The organism is Xanthomarina arctica, from assembly GCF_014638915.1.
Lineage (GTDB): Bacteria > Bacteroidota > Bacteroidia > Flavobacteriales > Flavobacteriaceae > Xanthomarina > Xanthomarina arctica.
In genome coordinates this window covers 187,890-205,982 of the sequence record NZ_BMFQ01000002.1, presented here as the reverse complement: position 1 = coordinate 205,982, position 18,093 = coordinate 187,890, and the positions used below count along the sequence as shown (strand labels likewise).

The following is an 18,093-nucleotide window of genomic DNA, read 5'->3' as shown; positions in this document are numbered from 1 at the left end:
AGGTTCTATTTGGGGTTAGAAAATAAGTTTATTTGGGATTGGGCAAAGTAATTTCAAAACAGGAGCCTTTATTTAGAGTGCTTTTAACACCTATCTCTCCTTCTAAATCTTCTATAATATTCTTAACAACATATAAACCTAAACCATTCCCGGGAATGTCTTTTTTATTAGCTCTATAGTATAAATCAAATATATTTTTCAAGTCATTTTCATTCATTCCAACGCCATTATCACGCACTTTAATTAGTGCAATATCGTTGTAGGTTTTAACAGATATCTTGATGTAAGGCTTATGCAATTGGTTAGGTTCAATTGAATACTTTACGGAGTTTTGAATTAAATTATGAAATATGGAGTTCAGTAAATCTGGGTTAGAATAAAAAGTATAAGGTGCATCAATATCTATATCAATATCAAAAAGATCCAGCTTGTTAGTAAATGAAAATACATCTAATATATTTTTAATAATATCATGAAAATCTATTTTATGATGAACTCTCTTACTTATGGAGCTAAGAGAAGCTTGTGCTAAATTATCTGATAAAATTTTCCCTTGAGATATAGTAGTCTCAAGCATGTCTAATATTTTGAGTCTATCTTTTGTTTTTTCGTCTTTTAATAAATTTAACAAGCCTTCTGCCGAAGAAAAAGGTGCTTTTAAATCGTGAGCAGAACGGTATAAAAACAACTCTAAATCTTTCGTTTTTTGCTTTAATTTGTTTTCTAATGCTTTACGATTAGTGATATCCAACATCATGGCACAAAATATTCTCTCACCTCTAAAATTCAAACTACTTAAAGCAAATTCGACTGGAAATTCCTGTCCATCTTTATTCAGACAGTACATTTCAATTAAATCAATATTTTGATTGTTTTTAAGTTTATGAGACACTTTAAGCAACTCTTTAATAGTCACTTTTCTAAAGTTTTTAGAGATTAAAATAGTCAGAGGTTTTCCTAAGATGTCCGATTCAGAATAGCCAAATGCTAACTCTGCTCCTTTGTTCCATTCCGTAATATTTCCATTACTATCTGCTACAACTATAATTCCTACATTAATAGATTGATAAATTAATTTGCATTTGGTTTCAGCTTCTCTTTCTTCTTTACTTATTATATCCGTTTTAAAGCTTTCTTGAATTGTAACAGTAGCAGAAAACACACCTCCCAATTCATTAAAAATTGGTGAGATTAAAACCGTATATGGCTTTATAACTTCGTTTGAATCAGCCTCACGAATTTCAAATTGATTAGGCACCTTTTTAGAAAACACTAAATCAATATGTGTTTTAAAATCTTCTAAAGAGGTTAATTTGATATAATCATAAACATACGTGCCTATTAATTCTGAAACTTCTAGCTGATGATAGCTCTTATTTGCATTTAAAATTTTACCGTGTTTCGTTATGGAAAACACATGATATGGCATACTTTTTAGAAAGTCTTCATCTTTAGTATTTGTAGCAACCATGTCTTTATTACGCAAATACTGCTCTGTAATATCTTGATATAAAGCGACATACTTTATATTGTTTTCAATCTCATCTTTTATAGGTATGATGGTTGTATCTAAACAAATAACTTTGCCATTATTTAAAGTTTCTGTTAAAACACCATGCCATTTATTTCTCATTTTAATGGTTCTCCATAAACTCTTATAAACCGAACTTGAATGTAAATGAGATTTTAATAATTTGTGAGTTTCACCAATAAGTCTATGTTCCTGAACTTCTACAAGTAAGCAATAAGCATTACTGGCATATTCTATTCTGCCTAATGAATCTGTAAGAGTAAAAATGGTATTGTCTTTAATTAAAGACAGCACACTCTCATTTAAATTTGTTGGTAAATAGTATTTAATTGCTTCCATAGAACTTGTTTTTTGTTTCTTTGCAATAATGCTGAGCAAGCTCCGTATTGTTTAAAATACGATATGGTGTTGTAGGGTCATAAATCCTTTTGTATGAAGCTATTAGCAATTTAATACCTATTGAATCTGTAATAAAAGCTTCAGAAATCCGGAGCTTTTTTAGTGTGGGAGAATTAGCAATAAGAATGGCGGCGTTTGGTAAAAAAGTGCCACGAGAGCCTCTTAAATCTATTGAAAATGGCATGGCTTTACCATTACACAAAAGAGCAATGGCATTTATGTATTTATTTGCTCTAATGGAATCTAATTGTGAGTTAGGGTCATTACTACTAAATTTACAATAAAGGATGTCCTTGGCGTCTGTCCAAAGCTTTGTTGATCCTATAGTAATAATGTTGTCCTCGTTGTTCATATGATTAGTTCACTGCATTAAATATCATGTTATCGTCATCACAATGTTCAACGGCCCTTTTAACGTTTTTAAAAACAAAATCTGGAACAATAGGATTACATATAAAACTATATATGGATAATAGAACCTTGAACTTATAAGAATCTACTAGGAATGTTTTAGATAGTATTAATGACTTAATTCTAGCGCAATTAGAAAGAAGCTTTAATAACTTTATTGATTGATTAAAATCAAGTTCTCTTACATCAATTAAGAAGGGTAAAAATTTACCCTGAGATAAAACCGTTATAGTTTGTACAAAAAGAACCTCTACATTTTCATCAACTTTCTCAGTATTAAAATCACTATCTACTTTGCAATAGATAATTTTTTTATCTATCCAAAATTTAGAATGACCGATGAGTAATTGTTTTTCCATGTGTTTCATTTCGAAAGCTTACTCCAATACAAGTGCCAAGAGTTAAATAAAGCATAAAAAAAAACACAAAACCCTCATTACAAGTGTTTTGTGTTTTTTATTTATAATTTAACCAATTAACACGGTAACGGTATACCGTTACTATTCAAGTCAATAAACCAAAGTCACGGTATACCGTTAAATTTTTTCCGGCTTTACTATGTCCAATTTGGCCATTTTATCTCGCAAAGTGCTCGCTTTCAAACCTAACATTTCACTAGCGCTTTTTGGTCCGCTAATTTTCCATTGGCATTCTTCGAGAATTTGAAGGATGTGATTTCGTAAAATAGAATCAAGTGAGACGTCTTTACTATCTATTCGATGTTTGGTTTTTTGATTGGTAGTTTCAAAACCAGGTATAACTAAAGTGTCACTGGTTGAGAGTATGGATGCACGTTCTATTAAATTCTCCAACTCTCTAATATTACCAGGCCAGTTGTAAGCTTTTAGTTGACTCATGGCTTCATCTGAAATAAACTTAATATGCTTTTCATAGGCTTTATTAAATTTATCGACAAAATGCTCCACTAACAACGGGATATCATCTTTTCTTTTGCGTAGTGCTGGAACTTCTATAGGAAATACATGAAGCCTAAAATATAAATCCTCTCTAAATTGCTTCTTTTCAATCTCTTCCAAAAGATTTCGGTTTGTGGCGGCCATAACTCTTACATCTAGCTTTTTTGTACCAGCACCTCCAACAACCTCTATTTCTCCTTCTTGTAAGAACCTTAATATTTTAGGTTGCATATCTAAAGGCAACTCTCCAATTTCGTCTAGAAATAACGTACCCCCATCTGCTAATTCAAACTTTCCAATTTTATCGCTAAACGCACCGGTAAACGAGCCTTTTTTATGTCCGAATAGTTCACTCTCCAAAAGCTCTCTTGGAATAGCAGAGCAGTTCACTTTTATTAATGGTTTTTTATTTCTAGAACTTATATTATGAATGGCTCTTGCAAGCAACTCTTTTCCCGTACCAGATTCTCCTAACAATAATACAGTGGCATTGGTAGGCGCAACTTTTTCTACTTCGTTTAAAACATTACTAAATTCCACACTTCCATAAACCATTTCTTCATAGTTAAACACTAGGTCTAACTCATTTCTTAGATAAATATTTTCTTGTTCTAATTGACTTTTTAATTCAATGACCTCATTTAGAGTATTGTTAAGTTGTTTATTAATGACAACCAATTCTTCTTCAGCTATTTTTCTTTGTGAGCTCTCAATCATTAAAGAAACCAAATTAGAGATAGAGGTAGCAAATTCCTCTTCATCCTCACTCCATTTTCGTTTAGCTCCAATATGTTCAAAACTCAACACCCCATAAAAATCATCAGAAACCCGAATAACAACATCCATTATGGAAGTGATACCTATAGGTAGTAAATAATCTTTTGCAAAGTCTTTAGTAACATCATTTTTTAGAGCATCATCTATCCTTAAAGTTTTATTTTTAAATAGGGCTTCAAAATAATTAGGATTGCTTTTTTCTATTAGTTCTAAACCTTGATTTCCATAAGTTTGATCTTTTAAATCAAACAGTTTCTCACAAACAATCTTATTTTTTTCAGAATTGAATTTCCAAACCCCAACACGTCTAACATTTAAAGTTTCTGCGGAGAGTGCCGTAATGCGTCTCAAGGCACTTTTATAATCTGTTCCTACTAAATTGGCTAATTCTAAAATAACATTTTTACGTTCTAAAGATTTTCTGGCATTATCCTGTAACACTTTTTTAGCTTTTTCTTCTTCAGAAACATCTTTCATGGTTGCAAACAAAGCAATGACCTCTCCACTATCATTTTTTATATTTCCTATTAAGAATGATGCTAAAAACGTTTCGCCATTTCTCCTTTTAAATTCAAACAAAAAATAGTTATGTTCGCCACGAATCATTTTTTCTCTCTTTCTAATAATTTCTTCAAAATCTTCCTGCTTAATGAATGGATAAGGAAACTCCATACTCATTAACTCATCATTAGAATAACCTAGCATTCTACAAGTAGAATTATTTACCAGAATAATTTTCACATCTAGATTAATTATTATTAGCCCTTCCTGCATAGACATAACCAGGTTGTCTGTAAATTCTTTGGCCAATTTTAAATCTATTTCAGCTTTCTTCCGTTGTGTAATATCTTGAACAGTTGAGAAATTGGCCGTTTTCACGCCATTCTCATCATAAATACTTGAAATTAAAACATGTACAGGAAAACGCTCTCCGTTTTTACGCATATACGTATTTTCATAATCACCCTTATTTTCTCCTTTTAATAACATTGCATAACGCTTATCATTTTCTTTTCTTAATTCTGGTGGAGAATACGGAAATGGACGTTTAACACCTAGTAATTCTTTTTCAGTAAAACCCGTCATTTCACAAAATGCAGGATTCACACTAATTATTTCTGATTCTAAATTGATTACAACTAAGCCTTCTCTCATCGACTTCAATAGCCCTGTTGAAAACTCCTTAGCTCTTTTAATTTTATTTAAATTTTCTTTCTTCTCCGTAACATCGCGAACAATCCCAACAACCTTACCTTCTTTCTGTAGTTTCGCAGAAATCTCTACGTCTAGTATCGATCCATTTTTATGCCTAAACTGCCTGTCAAAAATTACAGGTTTCTCTTTTTGTAACTGAGTTATAGTGTATGGATTATCTATGATATCTCCTACTATCAAATCTTGGACTTTTAATTTCAAAAATTCCTTTTCCGTATAGCCTAAAGTAGTATAGCTAGCTTTATTAAAATTATAAATAGTACCATCCAATGTATAAGTTACAATAGCATCACTTGCTTGGTCTATTAAAGATTTATAAGATTCGTCTTTCTTTTTAATTTCAGTAACAATACGGTATTTTTCGATTGCCACATGAGCTAAGTTAACAGCTAATGCTAGTTCGCGTATATCTTCTAAGGATGGCGTACTAATAGCCATACTGTAAATAGCAAAGGTTCCTAAAACAATATTGTTTTTGGATACTATTGGCAAAGACCAGCAAGACAATAAACCATGTTTTACAGCAAGATCTTTATAATTCAGCCACAAGGCATCTGTACTTATATCCGAAACAATTACAGGCTGTTTTCTAAAAGCAGCCGTACCACAGGAACCAACGCTTTCACCTATTACAATACGTTTTATAGCTAAGCCATATTCTTTTGGCATAGATGGCGCTGAGATTAAATCTAGGTGAATCCCATCTTTATCTAGTAAACTTAGAGTTCCAAAATATTTTGGATGTAAGGATTGAAAATTTAAAAGCAACCGGTCAAAAATCTTTTCTATAGGAGTATTTACAGCTATTAAATCCAAAACTTCATTTTCATGAATTAATAAGTGTTCTGCTTTTTGTCGTTCAAATACTTCTTTTTCGAGATCTAAATTCTTTTGTTCCAGTTTACTAATTAGGCGCTTACTATAGAGTTTTAGAACTTCTTCCTCGGTAAACTGAGGTTTTTTGGTAGTTTTTGTTTTTGGTTCTTCTCCATTAAATATATCTTTAAGTACCTTTAGTATATTCTCTTGATCTGTAGGTTTTCTTAAAAAGTGCACAGCGCCAAGTTTTAAGGCAAAATCTTCATCAAGTTTTTCAGTATAGGTAGAAGTGTAAAAAACAAAAGGAATATCTTTAAATAAATCGTCTTTTTTACAAGCTTGACAAAACATATAGCCATCCATTACAGGCATTAAAATATCTGATATAATTAAATCTATATCATGTTTGTGCAATTGTTTTAATCCCTCTTTTCCATCCTTAGCTTCTATTACCAAATAACCTGCCTCCTCAAGAATAACCTTAAGCAAGTATAAATTTTCGAACGTATCATCTACTATTAAAACCGTACTCATTACAATTAACTATTTTTTGCTTTATAAATACGTTCCATTTGTTCTACAAATAAGTCTGGATCTATAGGCTTCTCTATATATCCATCTGCACCAGCTTCCATAGATTTTTCTCTATCACCTCCCATAGCATAGGAAGTAACTGTTATATATACCGTGTTTTTTGGTAAGCCATTAAATGCCAGCTTACTACATATTTCATAACCATCCATATCCGGTAATTGAATATCTATTAAAATAATATCTGGTTTATTTTCATGTGCTAACGTTAAGCCGTCATTACCGTTATAAGCTTTTATGACATTATAATGACTTTTTTCGAGCAGATAAGACAACATGTACATATTTTGTTCATTGTCTTCAATTATTAAAACCGATAATTTCATATTTTTTAAGTGAATAGTTCTAAAACATTAAGTGTATAGCTGATAAATATAATAAATTAGATATTGTAATTATCAATATAATTAAAAAGCTCATTGAAAAGCAAATCATTCTATGGGTAAATAGAACGTAAAAGTACTGCCTTTCCCTTCGATACTTTCTACTTCAATTCGACCTCCTAATTTATCAATTAAATTTTTCGAAATAGCTAAGCCAAGCCCCGTTCCTTCATGACTCCTGCTTAAACCGCCTTCCAATTGAATAAAAGGCATAAATAATTTATTTAAATCCGTTTTATTTATTCCAATACCTTGGTCTATAATTTGAGTTACAACAAAATGATCTTTAACAGCCACTTTTATTCTAATTGCACCAATATTTGAAAATTTAATAGCGTTGGAAAGCAAATTTAAGAGCACTTGCTCTATTCTTCTTTCATCGCTTATAAGAGTGATATCTATTATAGAAATTTCAGATTCAATGGACAATCCTTTTTTTAATGCTTGAGGCAATAAAAATTCTACTGTTTTTTGAAGAGAATCGATATAATTAAAAGGGTAAAGAGATACCTTCAATTCCCCAGCTTCAATTTTAGAAATATCTAACACATCATTGATCAGCCCTAACAAATGTTGTCCACTGGTTTTAACCATCCCTATTTGTTTTGCTTGCTCCTCGTTTAAAGGGCCAGCAAATTCCTTTAGCAAGATACTGGTAAAACCTATAATGGAATTCATAGGTGTTCTTAACTCGTGAGACATGGTCGCTAAAAATGCAGATTTCATTAAATCTGCCGATTGCGCTTTCACTTTCTCCTTCTCTAACTCTATAGATTGAGAATTAATATCTTCTAAAAGATTTAATAAAGCTTCTTTACTCTCATTGAGTTCTTCAGTTCTTATATCTACTAATTTCTCAAGATTATTTTTATAAATAAGCAGTTCTTGTTCTATATCAAATCTTTCGGTAATGTCTGATGCAATCCCAATATGACCATAAACCCTATTATTAGCATCTAATAGTTTTGTGATTTTTACTGCTAAATAAGTGATTTTCCCTTTTTTATCTTGAAATCTTAATTCAGATTTAAACTCTATGTTTTTTAAAATAGCCTCTAGTAGCTCTCCTAAAATACGTTCTTTATCATCTGGATGCAAAGCAACTTGCCAACCGGACCCCATAGCTTCATTAAATGTCAAACCAGAATAGCTCATCCACTCTTCATTAACATAGGTACACTCACCATCTTTATTTAAATTAAAAATAGCCACAGGTGCATTAGAAGCAAGGTTTCTATACAATAACTCACTATTTTTTAATACTTCTTCAATTTTTTTTCTGTCAGTAACATCTTGTATGGTACCAAAAGCTTTTTTAGGGTTCTGGTTTTCATTATAAATAAATTCGCATTGTTCCTCTACATATTTAATACCATTATTATCGAGTTTTAAGCGATATGTTATGCGATACCCTTTATTGTTTTTAACACCATTTGTGAATATGTCAAGAACCCTAGCTCTATCATCTGGATGAATAGCTTCGTAAAATGTATCGTTAGTAACCTCAAATTTTTCAGGATCTTTTTCGAATATCCGATACATTTCTTTGGACCAAGTTAAATTGCCTTTCTCTAAAGTTAAATCCAGCTCCCAATTTCCAAGCTTGGCTATCTGCTGTGCTCTATTTAAATTTGATTCACTCTTTTTTATTTGTTTTCTAGAAGATTTATGAATTAATTCTAATTCCGATTCTTGCTTTATTAGCTTCAGATTAATAAGTTTATTTAACCTCACAGATTGTCCTGCAAAAAACCAAACAAGCCAACCTCCAACAATGGCTATTAAAAACCCAACTAAAGCAAACCGAATTCCTGTATTAAATTCGTGCTTTGTAGGTATAACATATAGTTTCCATTCGCCATAAAGCATTTCTATAGGTACTGCAAATTCTTTAAAAGCCGAGATGTCTCTTTTAAAAAAATAATCTTCTTTCCCTGTCTCACGATTTACCCGCGATAATTGATATATAAAACCGTTATCATTGGTGCTATCGATACTCAGGTCATTAAAAAAAGTGGAAAGTTTGGTAACAACGGCAGTAAATCCTGAAAACTTGTTCTCTATAAAAATAGGTTGTCTACTAATCATGCCAATGCCACCTTGCTTTAAATTAACGGGTCCCGCTATAAAAAAATCTTTCCTTTTTAAAGTAGCTAGTGCGCCACTACTAGATTCAGAACTTGTTAAAATATTTAATCCTAGTACGTCATTATTCTTTAATGGATACACATGCGTTATAAAGCCATCTCCATCAACTAATTCTACAACATCAAAATATTTATTTCTATTTAATAATTCGGTAGCTATCTTCTCAAAATCCGGTGGTATCCCATTTCTTTCCACAATATATTGTAAAGATTTGGTAGCGGAATAACTATACATAACCAAAGCCTGCAGTTTCTCTTTAATAACATTTACTTGGATAAGGGTTTCTTTTCTCTGCTCATTTTCATGTATTAAATACTTCTGGTAAGCAATATATTGGGTAATAAAAAGCAGGAGAATAAAAATGGAAAAACCAGCTACCATAGGTTTCTTAAAAAAAAGATATATAGAACTACGCTTCATAGTAAAATAAAATTAAAGGGATTTCTTATTTTGATAGTTAATTTAATTATCATTTTTTGACTGCAATTCTTTAATAATATTTTTTAGTTCTTTCATTTTTAACTCCCTTCCAACAAACAATTTATTCATACGCTGTAATTCATTATTTTTAGAATTCACCTCTTCGGTTCTTATTTTAACTAATTCTTCAAGATTATTTCTATGCTTTTCTAATTCTTTTTCAACATTTTTCTTTTCAGTTATATCTAAAACAGTGATTAAAATATGATCTTCATTATTTAGCCGAAGCGCTCGTAAAGAGATTAATATAAAAAGTTCTCTTCCAGTTTGCATTAGGTATTCTAATTCAATATTAGAGACATATCCATTTTTACTAAACTGACTCCATAGCTTATTTTCATTTTCCAGGTTCTTTTGGCTATCAAATTTGAATAACCCTATTTCTTCTGCCGTCTTCCCTAACATGTTTTCTCTTTTAAATCCTACAATGTTTGTCAGCACCTCGTTAATTTCAATAATCTTTTTTTCTTTGTTTAGTATCGCCGTTCCAATAACATTAGATTCAAAAGCTTTAGAAAATTTTTCTTCACTTTCTTTTAATGCTACTTCTGCTTTTTTCTGCTCAGTAATATCTCTTATAACACCAATTAGAAATTTATTACCAGTACTATCAATAAAACGCGTTTTTTTTGTGGAAATGGTACGCATTTCCATTTTGTCGAAACTTAACGTTTCTTCTTTAACATTCTCAATACCATCTAGAATTACCTGTTTATCATTCTTTAAAAAATTTTCTCTTTCTTTAAGAGGCACGTGCTCAGCTAAGGTTTTACCAATAATATCAGCTCTATTAAGGTTAAAAATGGAACAAAGGGCATCATTTACTAATAACATGCGACTTTGTTCATCCTTCACAAAAACAGGATCTCCAATATTATTAATAATGCTGTCTAGATATTTCTCACTTTTGATTCTTTGGTCTTCCGCCTTCTTACGATCAGTAACGTCTACAAGCGTCCCTATATGCCCATATAAATTATTATTAGAATCGTACAAACCAGTTGTTTTGGCTGAAAGCCATGTTATCATTCCATTTTTATTAAGAAATCTAAAATCCGTTAGTAAATCCGTTTCTTTAGAAACCGTTTCTTGCCACTCATGCATCATCCTATCTTTATCCTCTGGATGTAAAGCATTAGTCCAACTTAAACCCATGGCTTCTTCAAACGATAATCCAGAATATTTTATCCATTGTTCATTGACATAATTGCAACCACCATCTTTATCTGTTTGAAAAATAGCCACCGGTGCACTAGAGGATAAGCGTCTAAATAATTGTTCGCTTTTTATTAATTTTTCTTTGGCCTCATTACCTTTCGAAATGTCTGTAGCAACAATGCCTAAAGCCATTGGTTTACTTGTTGTGCTGTCTTTTATTAAAAAACCAGACATTTCAATAGGAGTCAAACTGCCCGTTTTAAAATTTTTAAGTTGAACTTCGCCTCTCCATTTATTGTTTTTATAAATATTAGGTAAATGATCGTTTAATATTTTATCTGTAAAATGTTCTGGAAAAAAATCTGTCATAGAAGCAGACAATTTTTCATCACTACCTAGACCAACCAGCTTTCTCCCATTCACATTTAAATAAATTGGTTTCCCTTCTAGTGATGCTAATCCAATAAAATCGTCACTCGTTTCTATTAAGGAAAGCAACATTTTATTTTCTATATCTACCTTTTTTTCCTCGGTGACATCCGCTAAATAAATAGTTAAACCATTTGCTGAAGGATAGGCTCTACCATCTATCCATCTGTCTAATGCCTCATGATATTCTTCAATATGTTGTGTTTCTTGGCTTTCTACAGCTTTTAAATAGGCTTTATAAAAAATAGTATCTACAGCTTGAGGAAATTCGGTCCAAATATGCTTGCCAATTAAACTTTCTGGCGATCTACCTAAAATTTCTCCGGCCCTTTTATTAACAAAAACATAGCGCCAATTAGTATCAAGAGATACAAATCCATCTGAAATATTATTCAATGCAGTTTCCGACTGAGAAACTAACTTTAATTCAACTTCTTGCTTTTCCACCTTTAGGTCCAAATATTTTTTACGATACCTTAATATTGAAAAGACATCTCGATGTTGATTGGCAATAAAAGAGGCATTGTACTTCTCCGTGTCTAGATACTTTAAATAAGTATATAAAATGAAAGAAAATACAAGCGCTAAAATAGTTTTTCCAATAATATCACCTAAAAGAAACGTAACAAAATGCTCTGAGAAATAATTAAGACTTATATTAAACGTAAAAGAGTCAAACAATAATACTGTAAAAAGCGAAATAAAGAGTATTAAAAAGAAATACTGTTTTCTTATTTTTGAAATTAAAAACTGATAGACAACAGCCAGTAAAATAAAGTCTAACAACAGAATAATAGTCCCTATAATAAAATATTTATAGTCTATTGTAAAAAGAGAGAATGGTTCTATTCTGTTCAAATTTCGCGTAGCTAAATCTTGAATGTATGTTATCTTAAACAAAACTGTTATAAGGAGGTTTGAAATAACAATACCTAAAATTAGTGCTCTAGCACTAGACACCCCTTCCTTAATATAAATTAATAATACAGCAAATAACACAGCGCTAAATACAATTACAGTTCCTAGACTAGCTGTAAAATCTCCTAAAATTTGAAAACTCACCAAAGATCCTGTAAGGGCCTGCAAATATTGAATAGCACCTAAAAAAATGTAAAGTGGAGCTAAGCCTAGTTTTGTTCTAAGCTTAAACAATAGAAGAATACTGGAGGAGAGAAATAATAGCTCGAATAGAATAGTAAAGTATATATTCATATAGTAGGATTTGGGCAAGTTAACAAGTTAATATTTTTTTTTAAATAACAGACCTAAAAACACATCTGCATAAAAAATTAAAAACTCTAATAGCTAATAAAGGCAGGTATAAATAACAGGCTTTTGCATATAAATAGCAAGCATTCGTAATGAATCCTTAATTGGGAGAACTTAAATATAAGACACTTTTTTTAGTATTACAAATAAAATGCATCTTGTCCTGCCACCAAAAACCTGAAGAAGAACGATCTAAACATTGTTAACCATTGCTTATCTAGGTGCTAAAAAACAAAGAAGCACTCTAAAGTTTTTAAATAGTACAGCGTCCTATTGTCTTCTCAAACTAAAATAGACACCTGCAACATGAACGTTATATCTATGTCGTGGTTATGTCGTGATTTATTTATACCTCACTTAGATTAGATCTAAGTATCATAAAAGTTAGATAAATAAAAGCATAAGTCAATCCCCTAGTTCTAAACTATAGTCTACCACCATCTTTTCAGGTATATTTTAGAAATATAATCCGTTAATAAAAATTAGCAACTTTAATAAGGCCTTCAATATTTAGTAATTGAATTTTACGTCCATCTGTAGAAATAAGCTTGTCATGTTTAAAATCATGAAGTACGCGAGCCAACGTTTCAATAACAGTTCCTGTCATATTTGCTAAGTCAGAGCGCGATAACATAATATAGGTGTTTTCCACTTCATCAACTTTATACTTATCATGTAAAATCAATAAATTAAGAGCGACGCGTTCCCTTACCGTACGTTGGGACAATACTGCCATAAGATTTGCCAGCACACTAAATTCATGACTTAAACTTTTTAATAACAAACGTGAAAAGGATGAAGAATCTTTAAGGATCTCATTAAAATCCGTTATGGTAATAAAGGAAATGGTAGAATTTTCTATAGCAACAACCGTATCTCCATAAGTACTTTCACTTAAAACGGAGGAATAACCAAAAAACTCCCCTGCATTATAGATATAAATGATTTGTTCCCTCCCGTCATTGTCCATTTTGTATTTTTTCACCTTACCACTTTGCAAGTAAAAAATACCAGAAGGCAAGGTGCCTTCGGTGAATATTGGTTGGTTTTTGCGATACTTTTTATCAACCATAATATTTTCAAGAAACTCCCTATCAATCGTAGGTAATTCGTCTAAAATAAACTGGCTATTGAATGTGAATTTCTTTATCATAATTGAGCTTACAAAGTTACACCTTATTTATTTTTTAATCTAAAATTTGATTTAAATCAAATTTTACAAAGACTCCTGTCAACTGCTAATCTTTTTTAGCATGGTAGCTTTGCAACAACAATTAAATTATCATTTTTATGAAAAAAATTGAGCAATTAAAAGCTATTGGAATTCATCCCACAAAAGAATACTTCTGGAATTTACCAGTTTCTAAATTAGTAACACATACGCTTCAAAAAAAGCAAGGTGTTTTAACCAACACAGGCGCTTTAGCTTGTGATACAGGCGAATTTACAGGCCGATCGCCTAAAGACAAATATATTGTTAAAGATAGCATTACCGAAGATTCTGTTTGGTGGGGAGATGTAAACCATCCCTTTTCAACAGAAGATTTCGATAAACTACATAATCGAGTTACAGCACACCTTTCTAATAGAGAAATTTATATCAAAGATGTACAAGCAGGTAGCAAAAAAGAGTATCAATTAAACGTTCGTGTCATCACAGAAACGCCTTGGCAAAGTTTGTTTGCCAATAACCTGTTCTTAAGACCTACAGAAAAAGAATTGGAAACTTTTGAGCACGAATGGCTTATTCTAGCTGCTCCAGAATTTAAGGCAGATCCAAAAATAGATAAAACCAGACAACATAATTTCACCATTATTAATTTTACAAAAAAAGTGATTCTTATTGGAGGTAGCGCTTACACAGGTGAAATTAAAAAAGGAATTTTTAGTATTTTAAATTACATTCTACCACACAATAAGAATGTACTTTCAATGCATTGCTCTGCAAACATTGGTGAAGATGGAAATACCGCCGTCTTCTTTGGTTTATCAGGAACAGGAAAAACCACCTTATCTGCAGATCCATCAAGAGCTCTTATAGGAGATGATGAACATGGATGGGATTCTAAAAACGTATTTAATTTTGAAGGTGGCTGTTATGCCAAATGCGTTAATTTAAGTGAAGAAAAAGAACCACAGATATTTTCAGCTGTCCGTTTTGGAACACTTCTTGAAAATGTGCGTTTCTATGAAAATTCAGATATTGTTGATTATGATAATATAGAAGTAACGGAAAACACGAGAGCAGCCTACCCTATTAATTTTATAGACAACGCAATAAACCCTTCCCTTGGTGGCGCTCCTAAAAATATTTTCTTTTTAACCTGTGATGCCTTTGGAGTATTGCCTCCAATTTCTAAACTGACAGTCGGACAAGCAATGTATCACTTCATTTCTGGATATACTGCAAAAGTAGCAGGAACTGAAGCTGGAATTACAGAACCTCAAACAACGTTCTCAGCCTGTTTTGGCGAACCTTTTTTACCTTTACATCCTACCAAATATGCCGAATTATTAGGTCAAAAACTTAAAGGAGACAAGGTAAACGTTTGGCTTATTAACACGGGTTGGTCTGGTGGCTCTTATGGCATTGGAGAACGAATCAAACTAAGCTACACTAGAGCAATGATTACTGCTGTTCTAGACGGAAAATTAGATCAAGTTGACTATTTAAAACACAACGTTTTTGGTTTACAAATGCCAACAACTTGTGAAGGCGTGCCCTCCAACATATTAAACCCAAAAAACACTTGGGAGAACAAACAAGAATATGATGAAACTGCCAATAGTCTAGCAACGCAATTCAACGAAAACTTTAAAACATATCAATCTTTTGCAAACGATGAAATTCGTTCTGGAGCACCAAAAATAGTCTCAAAACTTCAAAAAGCATAGCGCATGCCAAAAGTTGATAGCGAAGCTATAATCTGCTGTCCTATCTGTGGTAGTAAATACAAACAAAAAATGCCGCAGATAGGCAAGCATATTAATAGTAAATGTGTGTTTTGTCATACTGTTTTTGGAATAAAAACCGCAAACGATTGCTGCGTTTATTGCACTTACAGTGATAAATCCTGTCCTAAACCTCAAAAAAACTAAAAAAATGAAAATACCAGCAAACTTATTATACACTAAAGACCACGAATGGCTTCGTATAGAAGATAATATAGCCTATATAGGAATTACCGATTTTGCACAAAGCGAACTAGGAGACATTGTTTATGTAGAAATTGAAACCGTAGATGAAACATTAAATCAAAATGATGTCTTTGGTACTGTAGAAGCTGTAAAAACGGTATCAGATCTCTTTTTACCTATTAACGGAGAAGTGCTAGAATCGAACCCAAAATTAGAAGATAGCCCAGAATTAGTTAATGACGATCCCTATGGTGAAGGCTGGATGATCAAATTAAAAATGGAAGCCAATGCCGATCTTAAAGATTTATTAGATGCAGATGTTTATGCCTTATTAATTGGTTCTTAAATGCAGATTCCCAAAAACATCTATTACACAAAACAACATTTATGGTTGCAGAAAATAGGACTGTATGATTTTTATGTAGGACTTACTGATTTCGGTCAAAAGGAGATTGGAACAATTGATTTAATTGAACTAACCATGAAGGGAAACTTAATAAAAAAAGGAGCTACTTGGGGTACGGTTTATGGCATCAATGAAACATTTAATCTAATAGCACCATTTGATTGCGAAATTATAGAAAAGAACAAAGACTTGCAAAATCAAACGGCCTATGTAAATACGGCTCCATACAAGTATTGGTTTGCTATTGTAACAACTAAGATAGATCCCAATTCCTTATTAACTTTTCAGGATTATAAGCAACTCACACAATAACTGTTTAAATCCGAAATGGAGTTTTTATCTATTACCTCCCGTTTTTAATACTTTAAATTAATAAAATCAATCAAAAAACCTGGTGGTATTAACCCTGGTCCCTATTTGGAGTATGCGGATAGATAGAGTATAAAATTAACAACCAATAGATAAAAAACCTTTCAATAAAATAAATTGTAATAGCTATGGAAAAACATTTAAACCTCATTCAAAAAAGCAAAGAGGAGCTATTAGTACAAGGAGTAGAAAAATTAAAAATTATTGGCTTTGCAAATGTCAACCTCGATAATATTTTAACGGACGACATTTACCAATTATACTTTTTAAGCTTTTTGAAAAATAGATCAAATCCACAAAATGATGATGAGATTCTTGCTATCAAAGAATTAAAATCACTCATTAACAAACAATTCGATATTTAAAAAACCAAACCATAAAACATCTAAAATTAATCTATGAATATAATTGATAAACTACAAACGCGCCTTGGACCATTAGGTGAACATGCCCATTATGCCCATGGGTACTATGCCTATCCAAGACTTGAAGGAGAAATCAGCAATAAAATGACTTTCAATGGGAAAGAAAAATTAGTGTGGAGCCTTAATAACTACCTCGGTTTAGCCAATCACCCAGAAGTAAGAGAAGCTGATAGTGAAGGTGCAAGACGTTATGGAATGGCCTATCCTATGGGAGCAAGAATGATGAGTGGAAACACAAAACTCCACGAACAGTTTGAAGCCGAAATTTCAGAGTATGTAGGGAAAGAAGATGCTTTTCTATTAAACTATGGTTACCAAGGAATGGTTTCTATTATTGATAGTTTGGTTGATAGAAATGATGTTATTGTATACGATGCTGAGTCTCACGCATGTATTCTTGACGGTGCGCGTCTACACATGGGAAAACGTTTTGTTTTTAAACATAATGATATTGAAGATTGTGAAAAACAATTAATCCGTGCTCAAAAAATAACCCAAAAAACCAATGGCGCTATTTTATTAATTACCGAAGGTGTTTTTGGTATGCGTGGCGATCAAGGAAAACTTAAAGAAATTGTTGCTTTAAAAGAAAACTACAACTTTTCTTTATTGGTAGATGATGCCCACGGTATTGGTTGCTTAGGAAAAACAGGTGCTGGTACGGGCGAAGAACAAGGCATTCAAGACGGTATTGATTTCTATTTTGGAACCTTTGCAAAATCATTTGCAGGAATAGGCGCCTTTATAGCAAGTACGAAAGAAGCTATCATGTTTTTTAAATACAACATGAGATCTCAAATCTTCGCAAAAGCACTCCCTATGCCTATGGTTTTTGGTGCTTTAAAACGCTTAGAGTTAATGAGAACAAAACCAGAACTCAGAGAAAAACTATGGCAAATCACCAAGGCTCTACAAAATGGATTGACAGATGCTGGTTTTGATATAGGTAACACAAACTCTCCCGTTACGCCTGTATATTTAAATGGAACCATTCACGAAGCTACAGCATTGGTAAGCGATATTCGAGAGAATCATCACATTTTTTGTTCTATGGTTGTCTATCCTGTAGTACCAAAAGGCATGATAATTTTAAGATTAATTCCAACAGCCGATCACAGCTTAGAAGATGTGGATAGAACCATTTCCGTTTTTAGTGAGATTAGACTAAAACTTACAGAAGGGCATTACAAACAAGAAGTTGAGACAGCTGTTTAAATAAAATATAAGT

At 32.0% G+C, this 18,093-nt stretch carries 14 protein-coding genes; 6 read left to right on the top strand and 8 right to left on the bottom strand.

The annotated features are described in order from the left end of the window. Positions 1 to 28: 28 nt before the first annotated feature. The 8 genes from IEV77_RS07275 to IEV77_RS07240 all read right to left on the bottom strand — a co-directional run bounded on the left by IEV77_RS07275 (position 29) and on the right by IEV77_RS07240 (position 13,680). Positions 29 to 1,870 carry a PAS domain-containing protein gene (locus IEV77_RS07275; protein WP_188463347.1) on the bottom strand — a complete coding sequence of 614 codons (1,842 nt, stop codon included), beginning with the start codon at positions 1,868 to 1,870 and terminating at the stop codon, positions 29 to 31. Continuing rightward, positions 1,857 to 2,282, bottom strand: a complete 426-nt coding sequence (locus IEV77_RS07270) for a DUF7793 family protein (protein WP_188463345.1) — start codon at positions 2,280 to 2,282, stop codon at positions 1,857 to 1,859. Before IEV77_RS07270 ends, IEV77_RS07275 begins: the two co-directional genes overlap by 14 nt. Before the next feature lie 4 nt (positions 2,283 to 2,286). Continuing rightward, entirely contained in the window at positions 2,287 to 2,700 is a 414-nt protein-coding gene (locus IEV77_RS07265; RefSeq protein WP_188463343.1) for a DUF7793 family protein, read from the bottom strand. Positions 2,701 to 2,877: 177 nt separating this feature from the next. Beyond that, the gene (locus IEV77_RS07260) at positions 2,878 to 6,603 is read right to left on the bottom strand and encodes a sigma 54-interacting transcriptional regulator (protein ID WP_188463341.1); all 3,726 of its coding nucleotides are present in this window, start codon (positions 6,601 to 6,603) and stop codon (positions 2,878 to 2,880) included. Between the two features lie 5 nt (positions 6,604 to 6,608). After that, a complete protein-coding gene (locus IEV77_RS07255) occupies positions 6,609 to 6,986 on the bottom strand; it encodes a response regulator (protein WP_188463339.1) in 378 nt (125 codons plus the stop codon). Positions 6,987 to 7,091: 105 nt separating this feature from the next. Further along, positions 7,092 to 9,572, bottom strand: coding sequence for an ATP-binding protein (locus IEV77_RS07250; RefSeq protein WP_188463337.1), 2,481 nt, complete (start codon positions 9,570 to 9,572; stop codon positions 7,092 to 7,094). Positions 9,573 to 9,653: 81 nt separating this feature from the next. After that, positions 9,654 to 12,470 carry a PAS domain S-box protein gene (locus tag IEV77_RS07245; RefSeq protein WP_188463335.1) on the bottom strand — a complete coding sequence of 939 codons (2,817 nt, stop codon included), beginning with the start codon at positions 12,468 to 12,470 and terminating at the stop codon, positions 9,654 to 9,656. Positions 12,471 to 12,999: 529 nt separating this feature from the next. After that, positions 13,000 to 13,680 carry a Crp/Fnr family transcriptional regulator gene (locus IEV77_RS07240; protein ID WP_188463333.1) on the bottom strand — a complete coding sequence of 227 codons (681 nt, stop codon included), beginning with the start codon at positions 13,678 to 13,680 and terminating at the stop codon, positions 13,000 to 13,002. Between the two features lie 137 nt (positions 13,681 to 13,817). Between IEV77_RS07240 and pckA the strand changes: the two genes are divergently transcribed. From pckA to IEV77_RS07215, 6 genes are all read left to right on the top strand, one after another. Then, a complete protein-coding gene (gene pckA / locus IEV77_RS07235) occupies positions 13,818 to 15,422 on the top strand; it encodes a phosphoenolpyruvate carboxykinase (ATP) (RefSeq protein ID WP_188463331.1) in 1,605 nt (534 codons plus the stop codon). A 3-nt stretch (positions 15,423 to 15,425) separates the two neighbouring features. Beyond that, on the top strand, positions 15,426 to 15,626 hold the full coding sequence (locus tag IEV77_RS17615) for a GDCCVxC domain-containing (seleno)protein (RefSeq protein ID WP_373282329.1): 201 nt from the start codon (positions 15,426 to 15,428) through the stop codon (positions 15,624 to 15,626). Between the two features lie 4 nt (positions 15,627 to 15,630). Further along, the gene (gene gcvH / locus IEV77_RS07230; protein WP_188463329.1) at positions 15,631 to 16,011 is read left to right on the top strand and encodes a glycine cleavage system protein GcvH; all 381 of its coding nucleotides are present in this window, start codon (positions 15,631 to 15,633) and stop codon (positions 16,009 to 16,011) included. After that, entirely contained in the window at positions 16,012 to 16,383 is a 372-nt protein-coding gene (locus IEV77_RS07225) for a glycine cleavage system protein H (RefSeq protein ID WP_188463327.1), read from the top strand. It abuts the gene before it with no gap. 185 nt (positions 16,384 to 16,568) lie between these two features. Then, positions 16,569 to 16,805, top strand: coding sequence for a hypothetical protein (locus IEV77_RS07220; protein ID WP_188463325.1), 237 nt, complete (start codon positions 16,569 to 16,571; stop codon positions 16,803 to 16,805). Positions 16,806 to 16,838: 33 nt separating this feature from the next. After that, positions 16,839 to 18,080, top strand: coding sequence for an aminotransferase class I/II-fold pyridoxal phosphate-dependent enzyme (locus tag IEV77_RS07215; protein WP_188463324.1), 1,242 nt, complete (start codon positions 16,839 to 16,841; stop codon positions 18,078 to 18,080). Positions 18,081 to 18,093: the final 13 nt, after the last annotated feature.